The sequence below is a fragment of the Sphingopyxis sp. LARHCG72 genome (assembly GCF_052871675.1).
In genome coordinates, this window is record NZ_JBIXJU010000006.1 from 259,973 (window position 1) to 283,884 (window position 23,912).

Annotated in this window: 16 protein-coding genes; 13 read left to right on the top strand and 3 right to left on the bottom strand. The window is 65.0% G+C overall.

What is annotated here, in order from left to right:
• Entirely contained in the window at positions 1-879 is an 879-nt protein-coding gene (locus tag ACIPPQ_RS15580) for a class I SAM-dependent methyltransferase (protein ID WP_446545034.1), read from the top strand.
• A gap of 23 nt (positions 880-902) precedes the next feature.
• Here the strand turns inward: ACIPPQ_RS15580 and ACIPPQ_RS15585 are convergent, their stop codons facing one another.
• Complete coding sequence (locus tag ACIPPQ_RS15585; RefSeq protein ID WP_446544973.1) at positions 903-1,238, bottom strand: hypothetical protein; 336 nt, start codon at positions 1,236-1,238, stop codon at positions 903-905.
• Positions 1,239-1,554: 316 nt separating this feature from the next.
• Here ACIPPQ_RS15585 and ACIPPQ_RS15590 point away from each other — a divergent pair, with 316 nt between their 5' ends.
• The 9 genes from ACIPPQ_RS15590 (at position 1,555) to ACIPPQ_RS15630 (ending at position 15,709) form a co-directional block, all read left to right on the top strand.
• Complete coding sequence (locus tag ACIPPQ_RS15590; RefSeq protein WP_446544974.1) at positions 1,555-4,539, top strand: TonB-dependent receptor; 2,985 nt, start codon at positions 1,555-1,557, stop codon at positions 4,537-4,539.
• A gap of 105 nt (positions 4,540-4,644) precedes the next feature.
• On the top strand, positions 4,645-6,192 hold the full coding sequence (locus ACIPPQ_RS15595; protein WP_446544975.1) for a tryptophan halogenase family protein: 1,548 nt from the start codon (positions 4,645-4,647) through the stop codon (positions 6,190-6,192).
• Positions 6,192-6,911 carry a SapC family protein gene (locus tag ACIPPQ_RS15600; RefSeq protein ID WP_446544976.1) on the top strand — a complete coding sequence of 240 codons (720 nt, stop codon included), beginning with the start codon at positions 6,192-6,194 and terminating at the stop codon, positions 6,909-6,911. The genes ACIPPQ_RS15595 and ACIPPQ_RS15600 overlap by 1 nt, the downstream gene beginning before the upstream one ends.
• On the top strand, positions 6,904-7,935 hold the full coding sequence (locus ACIPPQ_RS15605) for a cupin-like domain-containing protein (protein WP_446544977.1): 1,032 nt from the start codon (positions 6,904-6,906) through the stop codon (positions 7,933-7,935). Before ACIPPQ_RS15600 ends, ACIPPQ_RS15605 begins: the two co-directional genes overlap by 8 nt.
• Positions 7,932-9,431 (top strand): tryptophan halogenase family protein, encoded by a 1,500-nt coding sequence (locus tag ACIPPQ_RS15610; RefSeq protein ID WP_446544978.1) that lies wholly within the window; start codon positions 7,932-7,934, stop codon positions 9,429-9,431. Before ACIPPQ_RS15605 ends, ACIPPQ_RS15610 begins: the two co-directional genes overlap by 4 nt.
• Before the next feature lie 112 nt (positions 9,432-9,543).
• Positions 9,544-10,608: a LacI family DNA-binding transcriptional regulator gene (locus ACIPPQ_RS15615; protein WP_446544979.1), complete on the top strand. Its 1,065-nt coding sequence runs from the start codon at positions 9,544-9,546 to the stop codon at positions 10,606-10,608.
• The gene (locus ACIPPQ_RS15620; RefSeq protein ID WP_446544980.1) at positions 10,601-11,794 is read left to right on the top strand and encodes an MFS transporter; all 1,194 of its coding nucleotides are present in this window, start codon (positions 10,601-10,603) and stop codon (positions 11,792-11,794) included. Before ACIPPQ_RS15615 ends, ACIPPQ_RS15620 begins: the two co-directional genes overlap by 8 nt.
• A 141-nt stretch (positions 11,795-11,935) precedes the next feature.
• Entirely contained in the window at positions 11,936-14,365 is a 2,430-nt protein-coding gene (locus ACIPPQ_RS15625) for a glycoside hydrolase family 3 N-terminal domain-containing protein (protein ID WP_446544981.1), read from the top strand.
• A 48-nt stretch (positions 14,366-14,413) separates the two neighbouring features.
• Positions 14,414-15,709 carry a sugar MFS transporter gene (locus tag ACIPPQ_RS15630; protein ID WP_446544982.1) on the top strand — a complete coding sequence of 432 codons (1,296 nt, stop codon included), beginning with the start codon at positions 14,414-14,416 and terminating at the stop codon, positions 15,707-15,709.
• 73 nt (positions 15,710-15,782) lie between these two features.
• Here the strand turns inward: ACIPPQ_RS15630 and ACIPPQ_RS15635 are convergent, their stop codons facing one another.
• A complete protein-coding gene (locus ACIPPQ_RS15635) occupies positions 15,783-16,901 on the bottom strand; it encodes a diguanylate cyclase (RefSeq protein ID WP_446544983.1) in 1,119 nt (372 codons plus the stop codon).
• A gap of 203 nt (positions 16,902-17,104) precedes the next feature.
• Between ACIPPQ_RS15635 and ACIPPQ_RS15640 the strand changes: the two genes are divergently transcribed.
• Together ACIPPQ_RS15640 and ACIPPQ_RS15645 are read left to right on the top strand one after the other, a co-directional pair.
• The gene (locus ACIPPQ_RS15640; RefSeq protein ID WP_446544984.1) at positions 17,105-18,463 is read left to right on the top strand and encodes an ATP-grasp domain-containing protein; all 1,359 of its coding nucleotides are present in this window, start codon (positions 17,105-17,107) and stop codon (positions 18,461-18,463) included.
• Positions 18,460-19,251 carry a sulfite exporter TauE/SafE family protein gene (locus ACIPPQ_RS15645; protein WP_446544985.1) on the top strand — a complete coding sequence of 264 codons (792 nt, stop codon included), beginning with the start codon at positions 18,460-18,462 and terminating at the stop codon, positions 19,249-19,251. The genes ACIPPQ_RS15640 and ACIPPQ_RS15645 overlap by 4 nt, the downstream gene beginning before the upstream one ends.
• Positions 19,252-19,255: 4 nt before the next feature.
• Here the strand turns inward: ACIPPQ_RS15645 and ACIPPQ_RS15650 are convergent, their stop codons facing one another.
• The gene (locus tag ACIPPQ_RS15650) at positions 19,256-21,391 is read right to left on the bottom strand and encodes a S9 family peptidase (RefSeq protein ID WP_446544986.1); all 2,136 of its coding nucleotides are present in this window, start codon (positions 21,389-21,391) and stop codon (positions 19,256-19,258) included.
• Positions 21,392-21,684: 293 nt separating this feature from the next.
• On the opposite strand from ACIPPQ_RS15650, the gene ACIPPQ_RS15655 reads away from it, so the two are divergent.
• Positions 21,685-23,877 (top strand): TonB-dependent receptor, encoded by a 2,193-nt coding sequence (locus tag ACIPPQ_RS15655; protein WP_446544987.1) that lies wholly within the window; start codon positions 21,685-21,687, stop codon positions 23,875-23,877.
• Positions 23,878-23,912: the final 35 nt, after the last annotated feature.

Genomic DNA, 23,912 nt, shown 5'->3' on the forward strand with positions numbered 1-23,912 from the left:
CTGCCCCTCGTCACGCTCGTCGGCGAGGCGTGGGACGATTATGGGCTCGTCGACAGCGGGAACGGGCGCAAGCTCGAACGCTATGGCCGCTTTCGCTTCATCCGCCCCGAACCACAGGCGATGTGGGCGCCTGCGCTGCCCGCCAGCGAGTGGGACAAGGCGGACGGCGAGTTCATCCCCGCGTCGGACGACGACGGCGGCGGCCGCTGGTATTATAACAAGCCCGTGCCCGCCGAAGGCTGGCCGCTCGGCTGGCGCGAGACGCGCTTCACCGCATCGTGCACGCCGTTCCGCCATCTGGGCTTTTTTCCCGACATGGCGCCGGTGTGGGACTGGCTGCGCGAGAAAGTCGCCGACAAGCCCGATCCGGCCTTCCTGAACCTGTTCGGCTATACCGGCGTCGGTAGCCAGGCGCTCGCCGCGGCGGGCGCGTCGGTCACGCATGTCGACGCATCGAAGAAGTCGGTGGGGCAGGCGCGCGAGAATGCTGCGCTTGCCGGCATGGCCGACAAGCCGGTGCGCTGGATCCTCGACGACGCGGGCAAGTTCACCGCACGCGAGGTCCGGCGCGAGAAGCGCTACGACGCGATCCTGCTCGACCCGCCGAAATTCGGCCGCGGCCCGGCGGGCGAACGCTGGCAGATCGAGGAGGGACTCGCGCCCTTGCTCGCCGACTGCCGCCAGCTGCTCGATGCGGACAGCCGCGCGCTGTTCCTCACCGTCTATGCGGTGCGCATGTCGGCGCTCGCGATCGGCGAGCTATTGGCGCAGCTTTTTGCCGACTTGCCGGGCAAGGTCGAATGCGGGGAACTCGCGGTGCGTGAGGAGGCGAGGGGGCTATTGCTTCCGACGGCCATTTTTGCGCGCTGGAGCCGTTAGCAGAGCCGTCTGGTCGATGGCGCTTACTGTCCGCTGCCAGGCGGCAGCGGAACGGGCATGCTTCGCGAGCTTTGCGAAACGCCGTTGGTCCAGTCCTGCGCGGCGCGCGACGCCCGATCCCACTCGCTATTCGTACGGCAAATACGATTTTTGCGGGCCAACGAGCCGGTCTGGTCGCTTGTTCGACAGACGATATATTTTCGATCCTTGCGATCGAGCTTGGCGTTGTGAACGCGAATTTCACTCATGGTCATCGCGCGCGGATCGATCTGCTGCGGCGCCGCATCCGCCTGCGCCATCGTGCCGGACGGAAGCATCACCAGGAAAATTGACAGACAATATGCTGTCGCCGATTTCATTTGCCCCTCCCTTGATAGATGTCGCGATACCATCTCACTTCTGACTGGCGAGGTAAAGCTGGCAAATTGCGGCGTCAAACCGAGCATCCTGGAAGGCGGGGCGCCGACACACTGCCAGTGTCACCGCTCACGCACTACGCGTAACGAAGCCACATAAGAGCGTCCGAGAGGCATGGATTCTTACTCGAATACGTAGTCATCCGCTGCGAAAGCATCATATCGGGCGGATTGACAAAGGGAACGTTATCATTTAGGTGAACGTTCACATTCAAGAAAATGCCGCCGAACAGAGCGTTGCAAAATGGGGAGGATAGGGGTGCAGGCATCTCAGAAGCGTTGGCTCGCGAATTTTCTCGTAGGGACGTCGGCATTCGCGCTGATGGGCGTGGCGCAGGCCGCGGCGGCGCAGGAGGCGCCAGCCGAAGGTGACGTGAACGGCGACGAGATCGTCGTAACCGGCATTCGCGCCAGTCTTGCCGCATCGGCCGATATCAAGCGCGAGGCGCAGGGCGTCGTCGATGCGATTTCGGCCGAAGATATCGGCAAATTCCCCGACACCAACCTCGCCGAATCGCTCCAGCGCATCACCGGCGTGTCGATCGACCGCTCGAACGGCGAAGGCTCGCTCGTGACCGTCCGCGGCTTCGGTCCCGAATTCAACCTGGTGACGTTGAACGGGCGCCAGATGCCGACCGCGCTGATCGGCGGCGGGGACAATGCCCCATCGTCGCGCTCGTTCGATTTCGACAATATCGCTTCCGAAGGCATCGCCGGGGTCGAGGTCTACAAGAGCGGCCGGGTTACGATGGAATCGGGCGGGATCGGCTCGATCATCAACCTCCGCACGCCGCGCCCGCTGGACAAGCCGGGCCTGCGGGGCAGCCTCGCGGTCAAGGGCGTCTATGACTCGTCGCGTAACGAAGGCAATCCGATCACCCCCGAGGTATCGGGCATTATCAGCACAACCTTTGCGAACGACACGATCGGCATCCTGATCACGGGGTCGTACCAGAAGCGCAAGTCGAGCGAAAACAACGCGAACGTCGGCTGGCGCGATGGCTATCTGGGCAGCGAGAACAACTGGGGTTCGCTGGCGCAGCCGGGCACGCCGCGCGCGGCCAACATCACGAACCGGCCCGATCCGACCGACGTCTATCAGGTTCCGCAGAATACCTCCTACGACCTCAACGATGTCAATCGCGAGCGCATCAACGGCCAGGCGGTGCTGCAATTCCGTCCGAGCGACGCGTTTACCGCGACGATCGACTATACCTATGCGCGCAACACCGTCGAAACGCGCAACAGCAATGTCGGCGTGTGGTTCAACCACGAAGACACGACGAGCGCGTGGACCGACGGCCCGGTCGCCGGTCCGCTCTTCTACACCGAACGCTTCGCGGCGCCGACCGGTGTGCCCGGACCGAACGCGCTCTATGGCGGCAAGGACCTGTCGTACAGCGGCGCGCTGACCGAAAACCGCGCAGAGAACAAGTCGCTGGGCGTCAATCTGGAATGGAACGGGCCGGGCGGCGTCACCTTCGAACTCGATGGTCACCATTCGACCGCCGAGGTGAATCCGGTCAATCGCTTCGGATCGAGCATGTCGCTGGGCAATGCCGTTTTCGGCGTCCAGAACCAGACGATCAATTTCGAAAACGACCTGCCGGTCATTTCCTATGGCATGTACCCCGGTATCGATCCGCTGAACCCGGCGCTGATCACGCCGACGGGCAATGCCTTCCGCAACGCCATTTTCCGGAACCGGATCAACCAGGTGCAGCTGCGCGGTCAATATGACCATGACGGCGGCTTCCTCGACAGCATCGACTTCGGCGTATCCTATGTCGACAGCAAGGTGCGTTCGGCTTTCGGCACGATCCAGAACGACGATACGTGGGGTGGGGCGGGGCCGGCGTCGAGCATTCCCGACGACATCTTCTCGCTCGTGACGCTGCCGGACAAATTCCCGGGCCTCGCGCAACCGGGGATGATCGGAAGCTTCTATCGTTTCGATTTCGAGCGCATGGCGGATCTGGTCGAGCAGAATTTCCAGACGTGCAGCAACCCCGCGACGGGTTCGGCCATGCCCGGCACGTGCCTCGCGAACTTCAACACCGACCGGCGCATCAGCGAAAAAACGCTGGCGCCGTACCTGCAGGTGGCGACGGTATTCGACCTGTTCGACAATTCGGCGCATCTCGTTGCCGGCATCCGGTACGAGACGACCGACATTTCGTCGGCGGCGCTGGTGCCGGTCCCCGTCACGACCACCTGGGTCGGCGACAATGAATTCAACGTCGTCTTTTCGGGCGATAGCGACTTCACCAGGTTCAAGGGATCCTACGACAACTGGCTGCCCGCGATCGATTTCGACATCTCGCCATTGCAGGACGTCAAGCTGCGCGCTTCGTACAGCCACACGATCGCGCGTCCCAGCTATGACCTGATGCAGGGCGGGCGGACGATCGACACATTGTTCCGCGTCGGCGGCGGCGGCGGCGCGCAGGGCAACCCGGGGCTGATCCCCTATAAATCCAAGAATATCGACCTGTCGGCCGAATGGTATTACGCGCGCGACAGCTATATTTCGGCGGGCTATTTCCACAAGGATGTGAGCAATTTCATATCCTCGACGCGCATCGACAGCAGTGCGTTCGGGCTGACGACGCCGGTCGAAGGGCCGCGGTGGAACGCCGCTGTGGCCGCGCTGGGTCCGAACGCGACCGTCGCGCAGATCCGCCAATATATCATCACCAATTTCCCCGGCACGGTCACGGGCAATATCATCAACGCCGCGCCGGGCGATCCGCTGGTCAATTTCGAGATTACGACGCCGGTCAACAGCGACCAGACCGCGTCGCTCAACGGTTGGGAGTTCGCGCTACAGCACAGCTTCTGGGATACGGGCTTTGGCGTGATCCTGAACTATACGATCGTCAACGGCGACGCGACTTACGACAATAGCCAGCCGTCGTCCGTGGCGCAGTTCGCGCTGGTCGGGCTGAGCGACACGGCCAACGCCGTTGCCTTTTACGACAAGGGGCCGATCCAGGCGCGCGTAGCATGGAACTGGCGCGACAAATTCCTTTCGGGAACGGGCCCCAACCCGACCTATACCGAGGCCTATTGGCAGATCGACGCCAGCGCGAGCTACGAGTTCGTTCCCGGGCTCACCGCCTTTGTCGAGGCGATCAACCTGACGGGCGAGGGGCAGCGCAAGCATCTGAGGCACGAAAATAACGTGACCTTCGTGTCGCCCGGTTTCGCCCGATACGCCGCCGGGGTCCGGTTCAGCTTCTAAGGCAGGTGGGTCATCTCCGCCCGGTCGCAGGCAAGGGGGTCGCGCCTTTTCGGGCGCGGCTCTTTTGCGTGACGGCGAGGCCAGGCCGGCCTAGGATCGACGGCAATGACTAGCGCGATCGAGAGGGTTGTCATCGTGGGCGGCGGCACCGCCGGCTGGCTCGCGGCGTCGCGTCTCGCCAGCGCGCCCCGCGCCGTCGCGGGCAAGCTGTCGGTCACGTTGATCGAGGCGCCCGACATTCCGACGATCGGCGTCGGCGAAGGGACATGGCCGACGATGCGCGCGACGCTGGCCGCAATCGGCATCGGCGAGGCCGAATTCCTTGCGGCGTGCGACGGATCGTTCAAACAGGGTTCGCGCTTCGACGGCTGGGTGAACGGTGCGGCGGACGACCGCTATCTGCATCCCTTCACCTCGCCTCCTGCCGCTCCGATGCGGGAGTTGCTGGCGGCCTGGCAGGCGGGGGCGCCCGGCCAGCCGTTCGCGGCGGTCATGACCGCTCAGGCACATGTCTGCGACCTCGACCTTGCACCGCGGCAACGTGCGATGCCCGACTATCAGGGTGCGGCGAATTACGCCTATCATCTCGATGCCGGCAAGTTTGCGGCGCTGCTCGCGGCGCACGCGGTCGGGCGGCTCGGGGTGCGGCACATATCGGATCATGTCGTCGGGGTGTCGCGCGACGGCGAGCGCGGGATCGCCGCGGTCGCGACCCGCCATCATGGCGATATCGCAGGCGACCTGTTCATCGATTGCACCGGGCATGCGTCGTTGCTGATCGGCGGCGAGCTGGGCGTCGAATGGATCGACCGCAGCGACACCTTGTTCAACGATCGCGCGCTCGCGGCGCAGGTGCCGGTTGCGCCGGGCAGCCCGATCGCGTCGCAGACGATATCGACCGCGCACGCCGCAGGCTGGATCTGGGATATCGGCCTGCCGGGGCGCCGCGGTATCGGATGTGTCTACGCCAGCCGCTTTATCGATGACGACGCGGCCGAGGCAACGCTGCGCGGCTATATCGCCCGCGTGCTGCCGGGCGCACCCGAGGTTCCGGTGCGCCGCCTGAGCTTTCCGACGGGTCACCGCGCGCGTTTCTGGGAAGGAAATTGCATCGCGATCGGCCTGTCGGCGGGCTTCATCGAGCCGCTCGAGGCGTCGGCGATCGTGCTGATCGAATTGTCGCTGAACGCGCTGATCGACAATTTCCCGGCGAGCCGCGACGCAATGGCGATCCATGTCGATCGTTTCAACGAGCTGTTCCGCTATCGCTGGGACCGCATCGTCGAGTTTCTCAAGCTGCATTATGCGCTGAGCCGGCGTGAAGAGCCTTACTGGCTGGCACAGCGCGATCCGGCACATATCCCGCCGCGGCTCGCCGACATGCTGGCGCTGTGGCGCGACCAGCCGCCGTCGGCGTGGGACTTCCCGCGCGTCGACGAGATTTTCTCGGCCGAAAGCCATCAATATATCCTCTATGGCATGGGCTATCCGGTCCCCGCCGGTCTGGCCGCGAACGAGCGAATGGGGGCCTTGCTCGCTGAAATCCGCCAGCGCGCGAGGTCGCTCGCCGCGGCGCTGCCCGCCAATCGCGACTATCTCGATGCGCTGCGCCCCGACGCCCATAGGGTCGCGGCGCGACAGGAAGGAATTTGATGACCCGCCACGCCGTCCTCGACAACAAGACCCACCGCGACCTGCGCATCCGGACCGATGCGGGCGCGGAGCTGGGTGACGACATCATGGCGACGCTGACGGTACCGAGCGAATTCCGCCGCGTGCAGGCGCATTTCCCGATCCTGTTCCGCCGCGAGACGGGGCGCGAGGATTTCTCCGCGCTGGCGATGTTCGGCTTCCAGAACGGCGAAAATCTGTTCCTCGACGGCAATCGCTGGGACGCGCGCTATCGCCCGCTGTCGGTCGCGATCCAGCCCTTCCTGATCGGCCTTCCGGCGAATGGCGACGGGCCGGGGCAGGTCCATATCGACATGGACCATCCGCGTATCGCGGCGGGCGGCGAAGGGATGCGGTTGTTCGACGCCGATGGCGTGGCGACACCTCATCTTGTAGACATCGCCGAACGGCTCGGCGACCTCGACGAAGGCTATCGCGAGAGCAAGGCGTTCTATGACGCCTTGCTCGCCTATGATTTGCTCGAACCGTTCAGCCTCGAAGTGACGCTCGACGACGGCTCGCTCCATTCGCTCGTCGGATTCCATATCATCGACGAGGCGAAGCTGCGTGCGCTGGATGGCGAGGCGCTGGGTAGCCTCCACGCCGCGGGGCACCTGATGCCGATGTTCATGGCGCTCGCCTCGCTGTCGCAGCTCTCCGTGCTGGTCGCGCGCAAGAACCGCAGGCTCGGCCGTGGCTGAGCAGGGTGGCGCCTTTACCGACCGCCTCGCGCGGGTGCCCGAACTGGAATGGGATAAGGGGGCGGGGCTCGACGCGTTGCTGGAAGGCGCGCGCGAGCCCTTTGTCCTGCGCGGTCTTGTCGCAGACTGGCCGCTCGTCGCCGCGGGCAAGCGATCGGCGCGCGACGTGCGGTGCTATCTGCTCGATCATGCGCGCGAGCGGCCGTTCAAGGTGTCGATCGGCCCGCCGGGGCACGACGGCCGGCTGTTCTACGATGCCGAAATGGAGATGAATTTCCGGATCGGGACGGGCAAGCTCGCCGACATTTTCAGCGGGATCGATACGGCCGAGGAACGCGGCGAAAGCCGCACCGTCTATCTCGCTTCGATCGACATTCCGTCGCATTTCGACGGACTCGACGATGCCAATCCGCTCGATCTGGGCGACCGCGACCCGCTCAGGAGCATCTGGATCGGCACGCGGACGAAGATCGCCGCGCACAATGACTTCCCCGACAATCTCGCGTGCTGCGCGGCGGGGCGCCGCCGCTTCACGCTGTTCCCACCGGGTGCGTTCCGCAACCTCTATCTCGGCCCGATCGACAATACGCCCGCGGGCCGCGTCGTCAGCATGGTCGATTTCGACGCGCCGGACCTGGCCGCGCACCCGCGCTTCGTCGACGCGATGGCCGAGGCGCTGACGGTCGAGCTCGAACCCGGCGATGCGATCTTCATCCCCTCGATGTGGTGGCACCATGTCGAGGGGCTCGCGGACTTCAACATCCTCGTCAATTACTGGTGGCGCCGCACCCCTGCGTGGCTCGGCCAGCCGCAGGCGGCGCTCAACCACGCAATTCTCGCGATCCGCGACCTGCCGGCGGAAGACAAGGCGATCTGGCGCGCGCAGTTCGACCATTATGTTTTCGACAATGACGCGAGCGTCACCGACCATATTCCCGAAACCGCGCGCAGCATCCTCGCCCCGCTCACGTCCGAGACGGCGGGGCGGCTGCGCGCCTTCTTGCTGAGGGCGTTGAGTAAATGAGCGACAAGAAACCGGTCCAGCGTATCGTGATCGCGGGCGGAGGCACTGCGGGCTGGATGATGGCGGCAGCGATCGCGCGCACGATGGGACAGACCGTCGACCTGACGCTGGTCGAGTCCGAGCAGATCGGCACGATCGGCGTCGGGGAATCGACGATCCCGCCGCTGGTCAATTTCAACCGCATCCTCGGTATTCCCGAGCCCGAATTCATGCGCGCGACGCAGGCGACCTTCAAGCTCGGCATCCTGTTCGACAACTGGAAGCACGACGGCGACAGCTATTTCCACAGCTTCGGCCTGTCCGGCAAGGACCATTGGTCGGCGGGCTTCCAGCATTTCTGGCTCAACGCGCGCGCGCGCGGGCACGAGCAGCCGTACAGCGATTATTGCCTCGAGCTCGTTGCCGCAATGCAGGGCAAGTTCGCGCACCTGCCCGAAGACCGGATGAATTACGCCTATCATGTCGATGCGACGCTGTACGGCCGCTATTTGCGCAAGCTGGCCGAGGCGGACGGCTGCAAGCGCGTCGAGGGCAAGATCGCGCGCGTCGAACTGAATGGCGAGAATGGCGATATCGCCGCGCTGCAGCTCGACGGCGACCGGCGGATCGAAGGCGACATGTTTGTCGACTGCACGGGCTTTCGCGGGCTGCTGATCGACGGCGCGCTGCACGCGGGGTTCGAGGACTGGAGCCACTGGCTGCCCAACGACAGCGCGATCGCGGTGCAGGCGAAGCATCTGGGGCCGCCACAGCCTTATACGCAGGCGATTGCGCACGACGCGGGGTGGCAATGGCGCATCCCGCTCCAGCATCGCATGGGCGCGGGGATCGTCTATTCGAGCGGCTATTTGTCGCGCGACGCCGCCTATGACCGGCTGATGGGCAGCGTCGGCGAGCCGCTGATCGAGCCGTTCGACATCAAGTTCAGGGGCGGGGTGCGGCGCAAGCAATGGTTCCGCAACTGCGTTGCGGTGGGCCTCGCGGGTGGCTTCGTCGAGCCGCTCGAGGCGACGACGGTGCACCTGATCCAGCGCGCGGTGCTGCGCTTCATCCGGCTGATGCCGAACGGGCGCGTCAGCGAGCGCGATGCGATGGAGTTCAACGACCAGCAGCGGCTCGACATCGAGCAGATCCGCGACTTTGTCGTGCTGCATTACAAGGCGACGAACCGCCGCGACAGCGCCTTCTGGCGCCATGTCGCGAACATGCCGATCCCCGATTCCTTGCAGCAGAAGATCGAGCTGTTCCGCGAGACCGGCCGCGTCTTCCGCAAATATGAGGAATTGTTCGCCGAGAATAGCTGGGTGCAGGTGATGATGGGGCAGGGGATCGAGCCGCAGACCTATCACCCCATCGCCGACAAGCTGCGCGACGACGAGGTCGAGCGATTGTTCCAGTCGATCCGCGACAATATCGCGCAGACGGTCGCGACCTTGCCCGAGCATCAGGCTTATGTCGCGCGCTATTGCGGCGCTGCGGAGCCGCAGGCGGCATGACTGTCGTTCGCCGCGGATACCGGAAAATTATGGAAGCAGAGCGGGTTCGCGGCTGGCATTGTGGCGGCGATACCGTTAGCGATGACGAAAGTAGAGGGGGCCAGGGGACATAATGGGGCGTCGGCGGCAGTCGGTCACGATCAAGCATGTTGCAGCCGACGCGGGCGTGTCGCTGCAGACCGTGAGCCGTGTCATCAACAACGAGCCCAATGTCCGCCCCGAGATGAAGGAGCGCGTCCAGGCGTCGATCGACAAGCTCGGCTACGTCCCGTCGATTGCGGCGCAGCGGATGAGCGGGTCGCGCTCGTATCTCATCCTCGCGATCAACGACCGCGAACGCACGATCGCCGACTGGCAGGGGCGGCAAGGGGTCGACTGGGTCGACCAGATGCTGCTCGGCGGGATGCTGAAATGCGCCGAGTTCGGCTATCGGATGATCTTCGAGCTCGTCGATACGCACAACGACCATGTCGAGCGCGAGCTGCGCGCGGCGATCGCGGCATTGCAGCCCGACGGGGTGATCCTGACGCCGCCGCATTCGGACAATCCGCTGATCGTCGGTTTGCTCGACCAGCAGAAAATTCCCTTCGCGCGCATCGGGTCGCGCGGCGGCGCGGCGGGGATCGCGCTGACGATGGACGATGAGGGATCGGCGCGGCGCGCGACGCGGCACCTGATCGACCTCGGGCACAAGCGCATCGGATTCATCGCGGGTTCGCCCGAATATAGCCTCAGCCGCTGGCGCATCGACGGCTGGCAGGGCGAGATGGCGGCGGCCGATCTGCCGACCGCGGGGCTGCTCGTCGAGGGCGATTTCACCTTTGCGTCGGGAACGCACGCGGCGCAGCAATTGCTCGGCGGCGCGAACCCGCCGACCGCGATCATCGCCAGCAGCGACCAGATGGCACTCGCGACGCTCGAGGTCGCGCGCGAAAAGGGACTCGACGTGCCGGGCCAATTGTCGATCGTCAGCTTCGACAATACCCCCGTCGTGCGCTTCACGCAGCCGGCGCTGACCGCGGTCGACCAGCCGGTCGCCGAAACGGCGTCGCGTGCGGTCGAACTGATCATCGCCGCGCAGCGCGGCGCGCCGCGCCCGACCGAGCCGACGCGCGTGCAGGGCGGGCTTGTCCCGCGTGGATCGACCGCAGCGCCGCCGGTCGCCGCGCATGGCTGACAAGGTGGTCGCGCGCCGCCAGTCGCTCGGCTTCCTCCTCCTCTACGCGCTCGCTTCGGCGGGCGGCGCGATCGCCTATGTACCGTTCCTGACGATCTGGCTGCCCGGCCGGATGACCGAGCTGGCCGGGTCGGCGGACGTGCAGACATTGGGCTATGTCACCTTCTTCGGCGCGATCGCGGCCAGTGTCGGGGCGATCGGGTTCGGATGGCTGAGCGACCGCACGCAGAACCGGCGCGGCTGGGTGCTTGCCGGGCTGGCGCTGACCATCGGCTTGCTGCTGGCGGTGCCGCTTGCACAGGACATCTGGTCGCTTGTCGCGATCATCATCGCCTGGCAGCTTGCGCTCAACATGATGCTCGGGCCGCTCGCCGCCTGGGCCGGCGACCTTGTTCCCGACGATCAGAAGGGCCTTCTCGGCGGGCTGCTCGCTTTCTCGCCTGCGCTTGGCGGCTGGTCGGGATGGCTCGTCACCTGGCCGGGACTGGTGCCGGCGGAAAGCCGGTTGATCGTCATCGCATTGCTCGTCGCGACCGCGGTGCTGCCGGTGCTGCTGTTCGGCCGTCCGCGGCCGTTCCCCGAACTCACCGCGCCGCCCAAGCGGACGGAAGAGGCGGGCCCGCAGCGACCGACCGGCCCGGCGGTGCGGATGTGGCTCGCACGCCTGCTCGTCCAGATCGCCGAGGCGGCGCTGTTCGCCTATCTCTATTTCTGGTTCCGCTCGATCGATCCCGAGATGCACGACAATGAAAAGGCGCGATTGTTCGGCATGGCACTGACGATCGCCATCCCGATCGCGCTGGCGAGCGGGCGCTGGGCCGACCGCAACGACCGGCCGTTCCTGCCGCTCGTCGTCAGCTCGGCGGTGTCGGGCCTCGGCATGGTCGGGATGGCGCTCGCGACAGGGCTCGATGCGGCGAAGGCGAGCTATCTCGTATTCGGGATCGCGACGACGGTGTTCCTGTCGCTCCATAGCAGCCAGACGCTGCGCATCCTGCCGCGCTCGGACCGGCGCGGACGCGACCTTGGCATCTTCAACCTCACCAACACAGTGCCGTCGCTGATCATGCCCTGGCTGACGATCTCGCTGGTACCCGGCTTCGGTTTTGACGCGCTTTTCCTGCTGCTTGCGGGATTGACCGCGATTGCCGTGCTGCTGCTCGCGACGATGCCGCGCCTGCGCTGACCCATCCCGAATACAGCGCTTGATTTCATTCGGCCGCTATGCGACACGAGATTTGATAACGTTCACATTAGAGGGATGGGAGAGACGATGCGCCGACAGGCAATGGTCATGGCGACCGCAATGCTTCTGGCTGGAACCGCTATGGCGGCACCCGAAACGAACGGGGCGGACGCCGCGGCGGTTCATCCCGAGCTTTGGCCGGCGGCGAAAAGTCCCGCCGCGATATCCGATCCCAAAACCGAGGCGCGGATCGATGCGCTGATCGGGAAGATGACGGTCGAGCAGAAGGTCGGCCAGCTGGTGCAGGCCGATATCACGACGATTACCCCCAAGGACCTCGAAACCTATCCGCTCGGTTCGATCCTCGCGGGCGGCAACAGCGGCCCGAACGGCAACGAACGCTCGACCGCGGCCGACTGGGCGAAACTCGTCGGCGATTTTCGCGCGGTATCCTTGCGGCCGCAGGCAAATGGCGTTGCGATCCCGATCATCTTTGGCGTCGATGCCGTCCATGGGCACAATAATATCCCCGGCGCGACGCTGTTCCCGCACAATATCGGGCTCGGCGCGGCGCGCGATCCCGAACTGATCCAGCGCATTGGCGCGGTCACCGCCGCCGAAATTGCGGGCAGCGGGATCGAGTGGACTTTCGCGCCGACGCTCGCGGTGCCGCAGGACCTGCGCTGGGGGCGGAGCTACGAAGGCTATGCCTCCGACCCGGGGCTGATCGCCGAATATGCCAAGGCGATGGTGCTCGGCCTACAAGGCAAGCTCGTTTCGGGCCAGACCCTCGACGCGCGCCATGTCGCCGCGACCGCCAAGCATTTCCTCGCCGATGGCGGGACGTTCGAGGGTAAGGACCAGGGCGATGCCAGGATCGACGAGAAGGAGCTGATCGCCAAGCACGCTATGGGTTACCCCGCCGCGATCGACGCGGGCGCGCTGACCGTCATGGCGAGCTTCTCGAGCTGGCAGGGCGTCAAGCACCACGGCAACAAGGGGCTGCTGACCGACGCGCTCAAGAAGAAGATGGGGTTCGAGGGCTTCGTCGTCGGCGACTGGAACGGGCACGGGCAGGTCGCCGGGTGCAGCGTGACCGACTGCGCCCAGTCGATCAACGCCGGACTCGACATGTTCATGGCGCCCGATAGCTGGAAGGGGCTGTACGAGAGCACGCTGAAGCAGGCGAAGGACGGCACAATTCCCGCCGCGCGGCTCGACGATGCGGTGCGCCGCATCCTGCGCGTCAAATACAAGCTGGGCCTGTTCGCCGAAGGCCATGTTAACCGTGGCAACTTCGCCGCCGTCGGGGCGCCCGATCATCTGGCAGTGGCGCGCGAGGCGGTTTCCAAGTCACTGGTGTTGTTGAAGAATAACGGCAATATCCTGCCGGTCAAACCGGGCGCCAAAGTGCTCGTCACGGGGCCGGGCGCCGACAATATGGCGATGCAGTCGGGCGGCTGGACGATCAGCTGGCAGGGCACCGACGTCGTCCGGTCGGACTTCCCGAACGGCCAGACGATCTGGGAAGCGCTCAACAAGGCCGTCGGCGATGCGGGCGGTAAGGCCGTGCTTTCGGCGAACGGCAGCTTCGGCGACAAGCCCGACGTTGCGATCGTCGTGTTCGGCGAAGCCCCCTATGCCGAGTTCCAGGGCGATGTCGCGACGCTCGATTACCAGCCGACGGAGGCGACCGATCTCGCCACGCTCAAGACGCTGAAAGCCGCGGGCATTCCGGTGGTCGCGCTTTTCCTGTCGGGCCGCCCGATGTTCACCAACCCCGAAATCAATGCCGCCGACGCGTTCGTCGCGGGCTGGCTGCCGGGCTCGCAAGGCGCGGGCGTCGCCGACGTGCTGATCGCGGGCAAGGATGGCAAGACGGCGCGCGGCTTTGCCGGGACGCTGCCCTTCGCCTGGCCGTCCGACGCGCGCTCGCCCGTCGAAAAGCCGCAGTTCCCCGTCGGTTACGGCCTGAAATATGGTGCGAGCACGACGGTGCCGCCGCTATCCGAAGAGCTGGGCGTCGATATTGCCGCGGTGCTGAACGTCGAGAATTTCTTCTCGGGCGGCCGCGCGCGCGCGCCGTGGGTGCTTTCGATCGCCGATGCGGGCGGCAAGCGACCGGTCGAATCCGCGCCGATCGCGAGCCCGGGCGGGATGATCGCGGCGCGGTCGGTCGATGTGCGCGCGCAGGAGGATGGCAAATCCTTCGCCTGGACCGGCCCGGCGACACTCGAACTGACCGGACCCTATGCCGACCTCTCGCGCCAGCTCAACAACAGCTTCGCACTTCGTGTCGACTGGCGGATCGATGCGCCCGGCGGCGCGCCGGTCAGCCTCGCGCTAGGCGGCAAGGCATTCGACATTTCGGCACTCGTCAAGGCAGCGCTGAAGGGGCAGGTGTCGACGATCAAGGTGCCGCTGCGTTGCTTCGCCGACGCGGGCGCCAACCTGCGGCAGGTCGACAATGCGATGACGATTCAGGCTGGCAAGGGCTTTGCCGCGACGCTGTTGAATACGAATGTCGAGGCGGTCGGGGAGAATCTGCCTTGCCCACCCACGGTAAAATGACAAAACCCGCAAACGGGTTAGCCTGAAACAAGGGTTTGGGAGAGAAAAATGGCATTAGCGCCGGAAATCGCGTCGGGCAGCGGAGCCGCTGTCGGCGAAGGGCAGGGGACGCATGTCGACGCGCCCGAACTGCGGCTGTTCGTCATGGGGCTGTTCTTCATCTTCGGCGGCATCACCAGCCTGAACGATGTCATCATCCCCAAGCTGAAAGAGCTGTTCACGCTCAATTACACGCAGGCGATGCTGGTGCAGTTCTGCTTCTTCACCGCCTATCTGGTGATCGGCATTCCGGGAGCGAAGCTGGTCAAGAAGATCGGCTATATGCGCGGCGCGGTGGCGGGCCTCCTGACGATGATGGTCGGCTGTCTGCTGTTCATCCCGGCCTCGCAAAATGCGGTTTACGGCCTGTTCCTGTTCGCGCTCTTCGTGCTCGCAAGCGGGGTGGTGATCGTGCAGGTCGTCGCCAATCCGCTGATCTCGCTGCTCGGCAAACCCGAGACCGCGCATAGTCGCCTGACCTTTGCACAGGCGTTCAATTCGCTCGGTACGACGATCTTTCCGATCGTCGGTTCGATCCTCATCCTCGGCAGCCTCGCCACGATGAAGGCGGAGGATCTATCGGGCGCCGAACTCGACGCGTATCGCACCGCCGAAAGCCAGGCGATCGTCCATGGCTATCTCGGCATCGCGGTCGCGCTGCTGGTCGTCGCGGGCGCGGTCTGGATGTTCCGCAATCGGCTCCAAGGCGAAAAGCATGAAGCGAGTGCCGGGCTGGCGGGCCTGGACCTGCTGAAGCGCCCGCGCTTCGGATTCGGTGCGCTGTGCATCTTCCTTTATGTGGGCGCCGAAGTCTCGATCGGCTCGCTGATCGTGAACTACCTGATGCAGCCGGGCGTCATGGGCCTTGCCGAACAAGCCGCGGGCAAGCTGATCGGGCTTTACTGGGGCGGCGCGATGGTTGGTCGTTTCATCGGTTCGGGACTGATGCGCGTGATCAGCCCGGGCAAGCTGCTCGGCTTCGTGGCCGTCGGCGCGATCGCCCTGATCCTGATTTCGATCAACACCACCGGCGTCGTTTCGGGTTACAGCCTGCTGGCGATCGGCCTGATGAACGCGATCATGTTCCCGACAATCTTCAGCCTCGCGTCCGAAAAGCTCGGCAGCCGCGCGGCCGACGGATCTGGGATCATCAATGTCGCAATCTTTGGCGGCGCGGTTGTGCCGCTCGCGACCGGGGCGCTTGCGGACCTCACCGGTAGTCTCGCGACGGCATTGTTGCTGCCCGCGCTCTGCTATGCGGTCATTGCGGCCTTCGGCTATTATGCGCGGCGCCCCGCTGTCTGACGGTTAAAGCCGCGGACGATCGCGCTATGGTGCACGATAGTCCGCGGCGCCCCGCCCCCTCGCGGGAATTCTTCTAGGCCGGACCGGCGAGTTCGACGCGGTTCCGCCCGCTGGCCTTCGCTTTGTAAAGCGCATCGTCGGCAGCTTTCAGCGCCGCGCGCGTGTCGGCATAGCCAAAGACGTCGGCGACCCCGCCCGAGAAGGTGATCTGGCCAAAGGGTTCGTCGGTCTTGCGATTGATGAGCCGCCGGTCGGCGAGCGCTTCGCGCGCGTCGTCGAGCTTTTCGGCCGCCTGCGTCGGCGTCAGGCCGCGGAACAGCATGACGAATTCCTCGCCGCCGTGGCGCGCGACGTGACAATGATCGTTCGAGATGCGCGCCAATGTGTCGGCGATCGCCTTGATCACGCGGTCGCCCGCTTCGTGGCCGTGGAGGTCGTTGACCTTCTTGAACTCGTCGATGTCACAGAAAGCGATGCTGAGCGGTTCGACCATGGCGCGCGCTTCCTTGTAATGCCGGTCGAGCAGGATTTCGAACGCGCGGCGGTTGGGCAGGCCGGTCAGATAGTCGAGCTCGGCGTCGCGCTTGGCACGATCGAGGCTGCGGCGCAGCGCCTTCGCCTCGTCCTCGCTCTTGCGCATATCGTCCTCGGCCTTGCGCGTGCGGTCGAGCATGACTTTGGCGAGGTCGGCGAGGCTGGAGACGATGCGGCCCGTCTTCTGGAGCTGTTCGAGATCGACGACATGCTGTTCGAGCTCGGTGCCATAATCGCTCGTGACAGAGCGCGCTTCTTTCGTGTTGGCCTGAAAGGCCTCGATATTCGTTTCGAGCCGCGTCATCAGCCGGTCGATTTCGACGTGATCGGGCTGGTTTCTTTCCTGTTCATCGAGTTCGTTGAGCCATTTCTGGCTGATACCTTCGGGGGTTTGCGCCTGCGCGACGATCTGCCGCGCGAGCCGCGGGTTCCGCCCCGAAAAGGCGCCATGTGCGAGTAGCAGGTTCGCTGGAGAGACGTCGAGGTCGTTGTCGACAAGGAAAGAGGTAATCGACGCCGCCAGTTCGTAACGCGCGGCGCGGGCACGGTCGGGCGGCGCTTCTCCTCGATCGGGCGCGCCGCCACGTGCGTGGCGAAGCCCCAGCCAACCCAGGAACCGTCCTACCGGTTCGTTCGATTGTGTCGCTTTGGTGGTCATGCGACATTTAACGAGCGCAAGAACGGAGGTTTAAGGCCGATTCACCGTAGATCGGCGGGATTTTCTGGTCGCATTTGCCCGGTGCAAGGAGGATCGATGCAATCGAACCGTCAAAACAATCGCTTAGCCCGCTTTGCCGCTTGAACGATTGCGCGAGCGGTACGTTCTCTGGCAGTGAACGTGCGTTATCGAAGGAGCGATCTTTGCTGGGATGGATTTTCTTCGGGCGGGACCTCGATCCTGCTTTGCCGGAAGTACCGGAAATCCTGCGGTTCCAGGAGGTGGCGGCCGCACGCGGGATCGAATTGCACGTGCTGAAGCCGCATAATTTCGACATCGTCGCGGCGCCGGTCGACGGCTGGTCGGTCCACTACGAAGGCCATTCACTGGCCCGCCCCGACTTCATCCTGTGCCGTACCGGCGCCGAAACCGACTATTTCACGCTCGCCGTGCTTCGGCACTTCGAGCGCCGCGGCGTGCGGCTGATCAACGGACCCGAAGCGATCGACCTTGTCGCCGACAAACTGCACACGATGCAGCGGCTGGCGCGCGCGGGGCTGCCGATCCCCGCGACGATCCTCGGCAAATTCCCGATGGGGGTCGATATCGTCGAGGAGGAGCTCGGCTTCCCGCTGATCGTCAAGACGCTGCGCGGCACGCGCGGCACGGGCGTGCTCAAATGCGAAGACCGCAGCCAGTTCGAGGACCTCGCGGGTCTGCTCGAGAGCGCCGAGGCCAAGGCCGATTTCCTGTTCCAGCATTATGTGCGGTCGAGCCACGGCCGCGACGTACGCGTCCTCGTCATCGGTGGGCGCGTGATCGCGGCGATGGAGCGGCGCGCCCCGGCTGGGCATTTCAAATCGAACGTGTCGCTGGGCGGGGTCGGGATCGCCTATACGCCGACGGGCGAGATGGCCGACCTCGCGGCGCGCGCTGCCGACACGCTGGGGCTGGAGGTCGCGGGAATCGACATTCTTTTCGACGACGAAGGCTACCGGATCTGCGAAGCGAACAGCGCCCCGGGGTTCCAGGGACTGGAGCGGGCGTGTGGGATCGATGTGCCCGGCGCGATCTTCGACTGGATCGAGGCGAGCCACGAGGTTCAGGCGCGGCCGATCAAGGCGGTGACCGGCGAGGCTTTGATCGACCTCGTTTTCGGCGGGCGGTTGAGCCTGCGAGCGGTGGGCGACCGGGTCGAGGAGCCGCGGGCCTTTGCGCGCGCGGTCGGCGTCCGGCTGGTTGGTGCGGGGCTGGGGTCGGTGCTGTCGTCCCTCGCGCCCGGCCAGCGTTCGGCGCCGCACAGCCCGGTCGCGCGCCGGCTGGAAGCGTTGCGCGCCGACGCGCGCGGGGTGCCGCTGGCGGTCGACACCGACATCGATCAGGAACAGACGCTGCTGACCGTGCTCGGCGTCTCGATCTGGGCCGCGGTGCTGCCGTGGCTCGCGGGCGGCGAGCCGGTGTTCGCCGGCGCATTGTCGCTGATCGCGCTGGGTTTCCCGGCGGTATTCCTGCTCACGCGCCGGACGGGCAAGGGCGCGCGCCGCGGGCAGGTAGCGCGATGACGCTGTTCGACGGACTGACGCTCTGGGCGTTGTTGCCGTTCATCCTCGTGGGATTTGCCGCACAGCTGATCGATAGCGCGCTCGGCATGGCGTTTGGCGTGATCGGTACGGCATTGCTGCTCGTGCTGGGGCTGCCGCCCGTAACGGCTTCTGCTGCGGTCCATGTCGCGGAAAGCTTCACCGGCGGCGTGTCGGGGCTGAGCCACGCGATACAGCGTAATGTCGACTGGCGGCTGTTCCGCCGCCTCGTCGTACCGGGGATCGTCGGCGGGCTGATCGGCGTGTGGATATTGACCAACATCGACAACAGCATCGCGCGCCCGGTCGTGCTCGCCTATCTGGGCGCGGTCGGTATCTACCTGCTCTGGCGCGGCACGCGGCGCCCGCAAACCTACCGCAGTATCAAGCTCGTCGGCCCGCTCGGCCTCGTCGGGGGGATTGCCGACGGATCGGGCGGCGGTGGCTGGGGACCGATCGTCAGTGCCAACCTGCTCGCACAGGGCGCCGAACCGCGCATGGTGATCGGGACGGTGAACGCGTCCGAATTTTTCGTGACCGTGACGATCGCGGCGGGCTTCATCGGCACGCTTGGATGGCAAAGCTTCAGCACCGCGGCGATCGGCCTCTTGATCGGCGGGGTGATCGCCGCGCCGATCGGGGCGTATCTGGTTCGCCGCCTCCGCCCCGACTGGCTGGTTGGCGCGGCGGGCGTGTTGCTTCTGCTCGCCAGCGCCTATGGCTTTCTGGCGTTGATGTTTGCACCGGTGCCGTCGTTCCGGGGCTTTTGACGGTTCAACTCACGCAGCGCATCGCAAAGGCCCAGAACAGTGCCTTTTGCTGATATTCGCTCTCGACGTCGGCGCTGCCCTGATGGCCGCTGTCCATGTCGGTGTGGAGGAGCGCGGGATTGCCGCTCGTCGAACGGCGGCGCACCTCGGCGACCAGTTTGGCGGGTTCCCAATAGGCGACGCGGTCGTCCTTGAGCCCCGCGGTGCAGAGCAGCGGCGGATAGGCGGCCGCCCGGACATTCTCATAGGGCGAGATCGACGCGATATAATCATAGGCCTTGGGATCGGCGAGCGGATCGCCCCAGTCGGGCCTGAACAGCGGCACAAGCGGATGCGCGCCGTCGCTCATCGTGTTGAGCATGTCGACGAAGGGCACCTGCGCGATCACGCCGCCCCACAAGGTCGGGGCGATGTTCATGCTGGCCCCGACGAGCAGACCGCCGGCCGACAGGCCATAGGCGACGACCTTGCCCTTCGCCGTATAGTTTTCGGCGGCAAGATGTTCGGCGCAGGCGATGAAATCGGTGAAGCTATTGCGCTTGGTGAACTTGCGCCCGCCAAGGAACCAGCGCCGCCCCTTTTCGGAGCCGCCGCGCACATGCGCGATGGCATAGCGCCAGCCGCGATCGACGAGCGCGAGCGCGGGTATCGAAAATTCGGGGTCGCTCGGCACGCCATAGGAGCCATAGCCATATTGGAGCAGCGGCGCCTTGCCGTCCTTCGCCGCGCCGCGGCGCGACAGCAACGTGATCGGCACCATCTCGCCGTCCGGGGCGGGGGCGAACAGCCGTTCGACCTCATAGGCGTCGGGGTCGAAATTCGCGACCTGTTGCTGCTGGATAACGGTCTGTTTGCCGCTGGCGAGATCGATGCGGATCCAGCGGCGCGGCGATTTGGGGGACTGGTGGACAATCATCACCGACGATGCGTCATAGGCCTGTTCGGGCGGCAGTTCGATCGCATAAGCCGGATCGTCGAACGCGATGGCATGTTCGGTGCCGTCCGCGCGAAGGATCATCAGGCGGTGGAGGCCGTCGACGCGTTCGAGCCGTACGAGTGCAGCGGCAAAGGGCAGGACCTGGAGGATCGGTGTGCCCGGGCGGTGCGGGACGAGCGTCGCGAGCTTGCGAAAGCTCTTCGGATCGAGGCGTGCCAGCGACATGTCAAAGGCTTCATCGGCGTCGGTGAGTGCGATCAGGCCGCCGTCCCATTCGTCGATTTCGTAGAGCACTCCCGCTTTGCGCGGCCAGACGACGGCCGACGCGGCGGTTTCGTCGGCCGCGGATAGCAACCGGACTTCGGCGGTCTCGGGGCCGGCGAGGGTGAGCGCGATGAAGCCGTCGGCGGCGGTGCGCTTCACCTGCATGAAGATCGCGGGATCTTTTTCTTCGTAAACCAGATCGGTGATCTTGCCGTCGACCGAGGTTCGGTAGAGCCGCGTCGGGCGATTGCGGGCGTCGCGCCAGATCCAGAACAGCCAGCGCGAGGAGGGCGCGAAGACGAGTCCGCCATAGCCATAAGCATCCTTGTCGACGATCGTGCGAATGTCGCCGCTCCGATTGTCGCGGATGCAGATGCGGTGGCGGTCGTTGCCGATGACATCCTCGGCCCAGGCGAAATAGCGATGGTCGGGGCTTGGCTGGTGTCCCGTGCTGCGGAAATAGGGCTGGTCCTTGGCGCGCGCGCTTTCGTCGACGAGCAGTTCGGCCGCGGCGCCTTCCTTCTGGCGGCTATAGCGCGCGTGCGTCTGGCCTTCGGGGATCGTGGACGAATAGGTCCAGCCGTCCTTTTCGAGCGCGGGCGCCGCGACCGCGCCTGAACTGCGCGCCAGCATCGCGCGCACCAGCTCGGCCTGCGCGACCTTCGTGGGTTCCAGCACCGCATCGGCATAGGCATTTTCGTCGGCGAGCATTTTTGCGACCGGAGCGGGCAGGTTCGTGCGGTTGCGCTCGCCCTCGGCGGGGATGAATTTCATCCAGCTATAGGCGTCGTCGCGCTGGCGGCCCAATTGATCGATCACATGCGAGATTCGCGGCGACTGCGGCGGCGCGATCTTCGGCCAGCGTCCGGGGAGGCTCTTTTCCAGCGCCCGGCCGGCGCCGCTCCCCAGCAGGAATGCTGCCATTGCGGCGCTGCTCATAAACGCTCTGCGACCCTTGTTCTCGATGCTGTGCATACCGACCCTCTTTCGCCCGACGGGGATGTCGCGTCCAGTCTATGGCGCACGGGCTGGCGTACTGCGCCGATCAGGCCGCCCAATCCATCGATCGGGCAAATTGGCGGCAAGCCCCTACGAAACCGTGCTTTCCTGCGGCGGCGTGCTGGCCCGATCCGGCTGGAATATGGCCCGACCATCGCCGTCACGCCAGTTTCGCGTGATAGCTTGAACATCGGATCTTCTCACAACAGCCATTATCAATCAGGGAGGCAAAAATGGGTTTTGCATCGATCAGGTGCGTCGCGGCGTGCGGCATTTCGATCCTCGCGCTGGGCCAGGCATCGAGCGCGCTGGCGCAGGCAACCGATGACAGCGAGATCGTCGTCACCGCAGCCAAGCGGGAACAATCGGCGCGCGACGTCACCGGTTCGCTGACCGCGGTCAGCGAAGCGACGCTGCAGAAACTCAACGCGCAAAGCCTCTCCGACTATATTACGCGCGTCCCCGGCGTCGTGTTCAACGATTACCAGCCCGGCGTGTCCGAAGTCGTCATCCGCGGCGTCGCATCGTCGACCTATCATGAGGCGAACCAGGCGACGACGGGCTATTATCTCAACGAAATCCCCCTGATCGAGCCGGGCTTTCCCGTCGTCATTCCCGACGTCGACAGTTTCGACGTCAGCCGCGTCGAAGTGCTGCGCGGGCCGCAGGGCACGCTCTTCGGGTCGTCGTCGCTGGGCGGTGCGGTCAATTATGTCGTGAACGAGGCTGACCCCGCCCGCTTCGACGCGGGCTTTGAGGGCATGGTATCGACGACCAAACGCGCCGCCGGCGATGTCGGCTATGCGGTGAAGGGCATGGTCAACCTGCCGATCGCGACCGACAAGCTCGCGGTGCGCCTCGTCGCGCTCCAGCGCGTCGATGCCGGCTATCTCGACAACACGTTGCTCGGTGAGAAGGGCAGCAACGACCTGCGCGTTCGCGGCCTGCGCGGTTCGATCGTCTTCACGCCGGCCGAAACGACGCGCATTTCGGCGATCAGCATGTATCAGGAATATGATCTCGACGATCAGACCTATGTCCTCTTCGGTCCCGAGAAGACCTATGAGCGCGCGACGAACCTCGCCGAGTTTCAGGACACCGACTTCATGCTGCACAGCTTGCGCTTCGAGCAGGACCTGGGCTTTGCGACGCTGACCGCGCTCGGTAGCCATATCGAGAAGAATGCCGAGGTTCTCTTCGATTATTCGATCTTCGGCGGCAACGACCCGCGCACGAACACGCCGCTGCTCGACCGCGGCCGGTCGAAGTCAAAGACCGACTATGTCGAGGTGCGGCTTGCCTCGCCCGATGAGGGACCGTTCAAATGGCTGATCGGCGCCAATTATACCAAGATGCGTTCGACCGGGAACGGACTGCTCTATATCGAGGGGATCAGCGACTATATCGACGCCAATCCCGGCGAATTCGGCGGGCAGACCGGCGACCAGCTTGCTCCCGGCGATTTTTCGGAGCGGACGTTCAGCCGCAACCGCGTGACCGAAAAGGCGCTGTTCGGTGAGGTGTCCTACGACATCGTCGACTCGCTCACGCTGACGCTCGGCGGCCGTCTGTTCGAATATCGCACGCGTCCGCAGGCCGAACTGCTCCCGAACGCGGCGCAGGTCCCCGCTTATAATTTCGAGGCGGCGGCGGAGAAGCATTCGGATTTCATTCCGAAGGCATCGCTGACCTTCAAACCGAGCAAGGATTTCATGGCCTATGCGCTCTATTCGGAGGGTTTCCGGATCGGCGGGCTCAACGTCTTCGCCTTGCCGTTCCCTGACCTGCCGCTGACCTTCGGCAGCGATACGACGAAGAATTTCGAGCTGGGCACGCGGTTCGACGTGATCGACAACACGCTGTCGGTCGATCTGACCGTCTATCATATCGACTGGAACAATATCCAGGCGCGCCTCTTCACCCCCGATGTTCGCGCCTACACGACCAATGGCGGCGGTGCCGACATCGACGGGATGGAGCTCAGCCTGACCTTGCGCCCGACACGCGGCCTGACCTTCCAGTCGAACGTGTCGTACAATGACGCGCGTCTGTCGGAGTTCTTGCCCGACACCTTTGCGGCCGGCGGCGGCTATGCGAAGGGATCGCGGCTGCCCGGCGCGTCCGAATGGATATTGTCGAACAGCATCGATCTGAGCTTCCCGGACTCGAAGCTGAAGCCGCGCTTCGGCATTGCGCATCGCTACCTGTCGAGCGCGCCCGTCGATTTTGCGGGTTCGCTGGAGAAGGGCGACTTCCACATCGTCGACCTGAATGCCTCGATTGCGGTGACCGACCAGATCGAGCTCGGCGTGTTCGCCAAGAATCTGTTCGACCAATATGGCATCTCGAACGCGCCCTTCGCCTTCGCGGGCTCGGTTGCGCGGCCGCGGACGATCGGCGCGACGGTGCGTTTCAGCCTGAACTGATGACCGGAAAGGGGCCGCCCCGCTTCGGCAGGGCG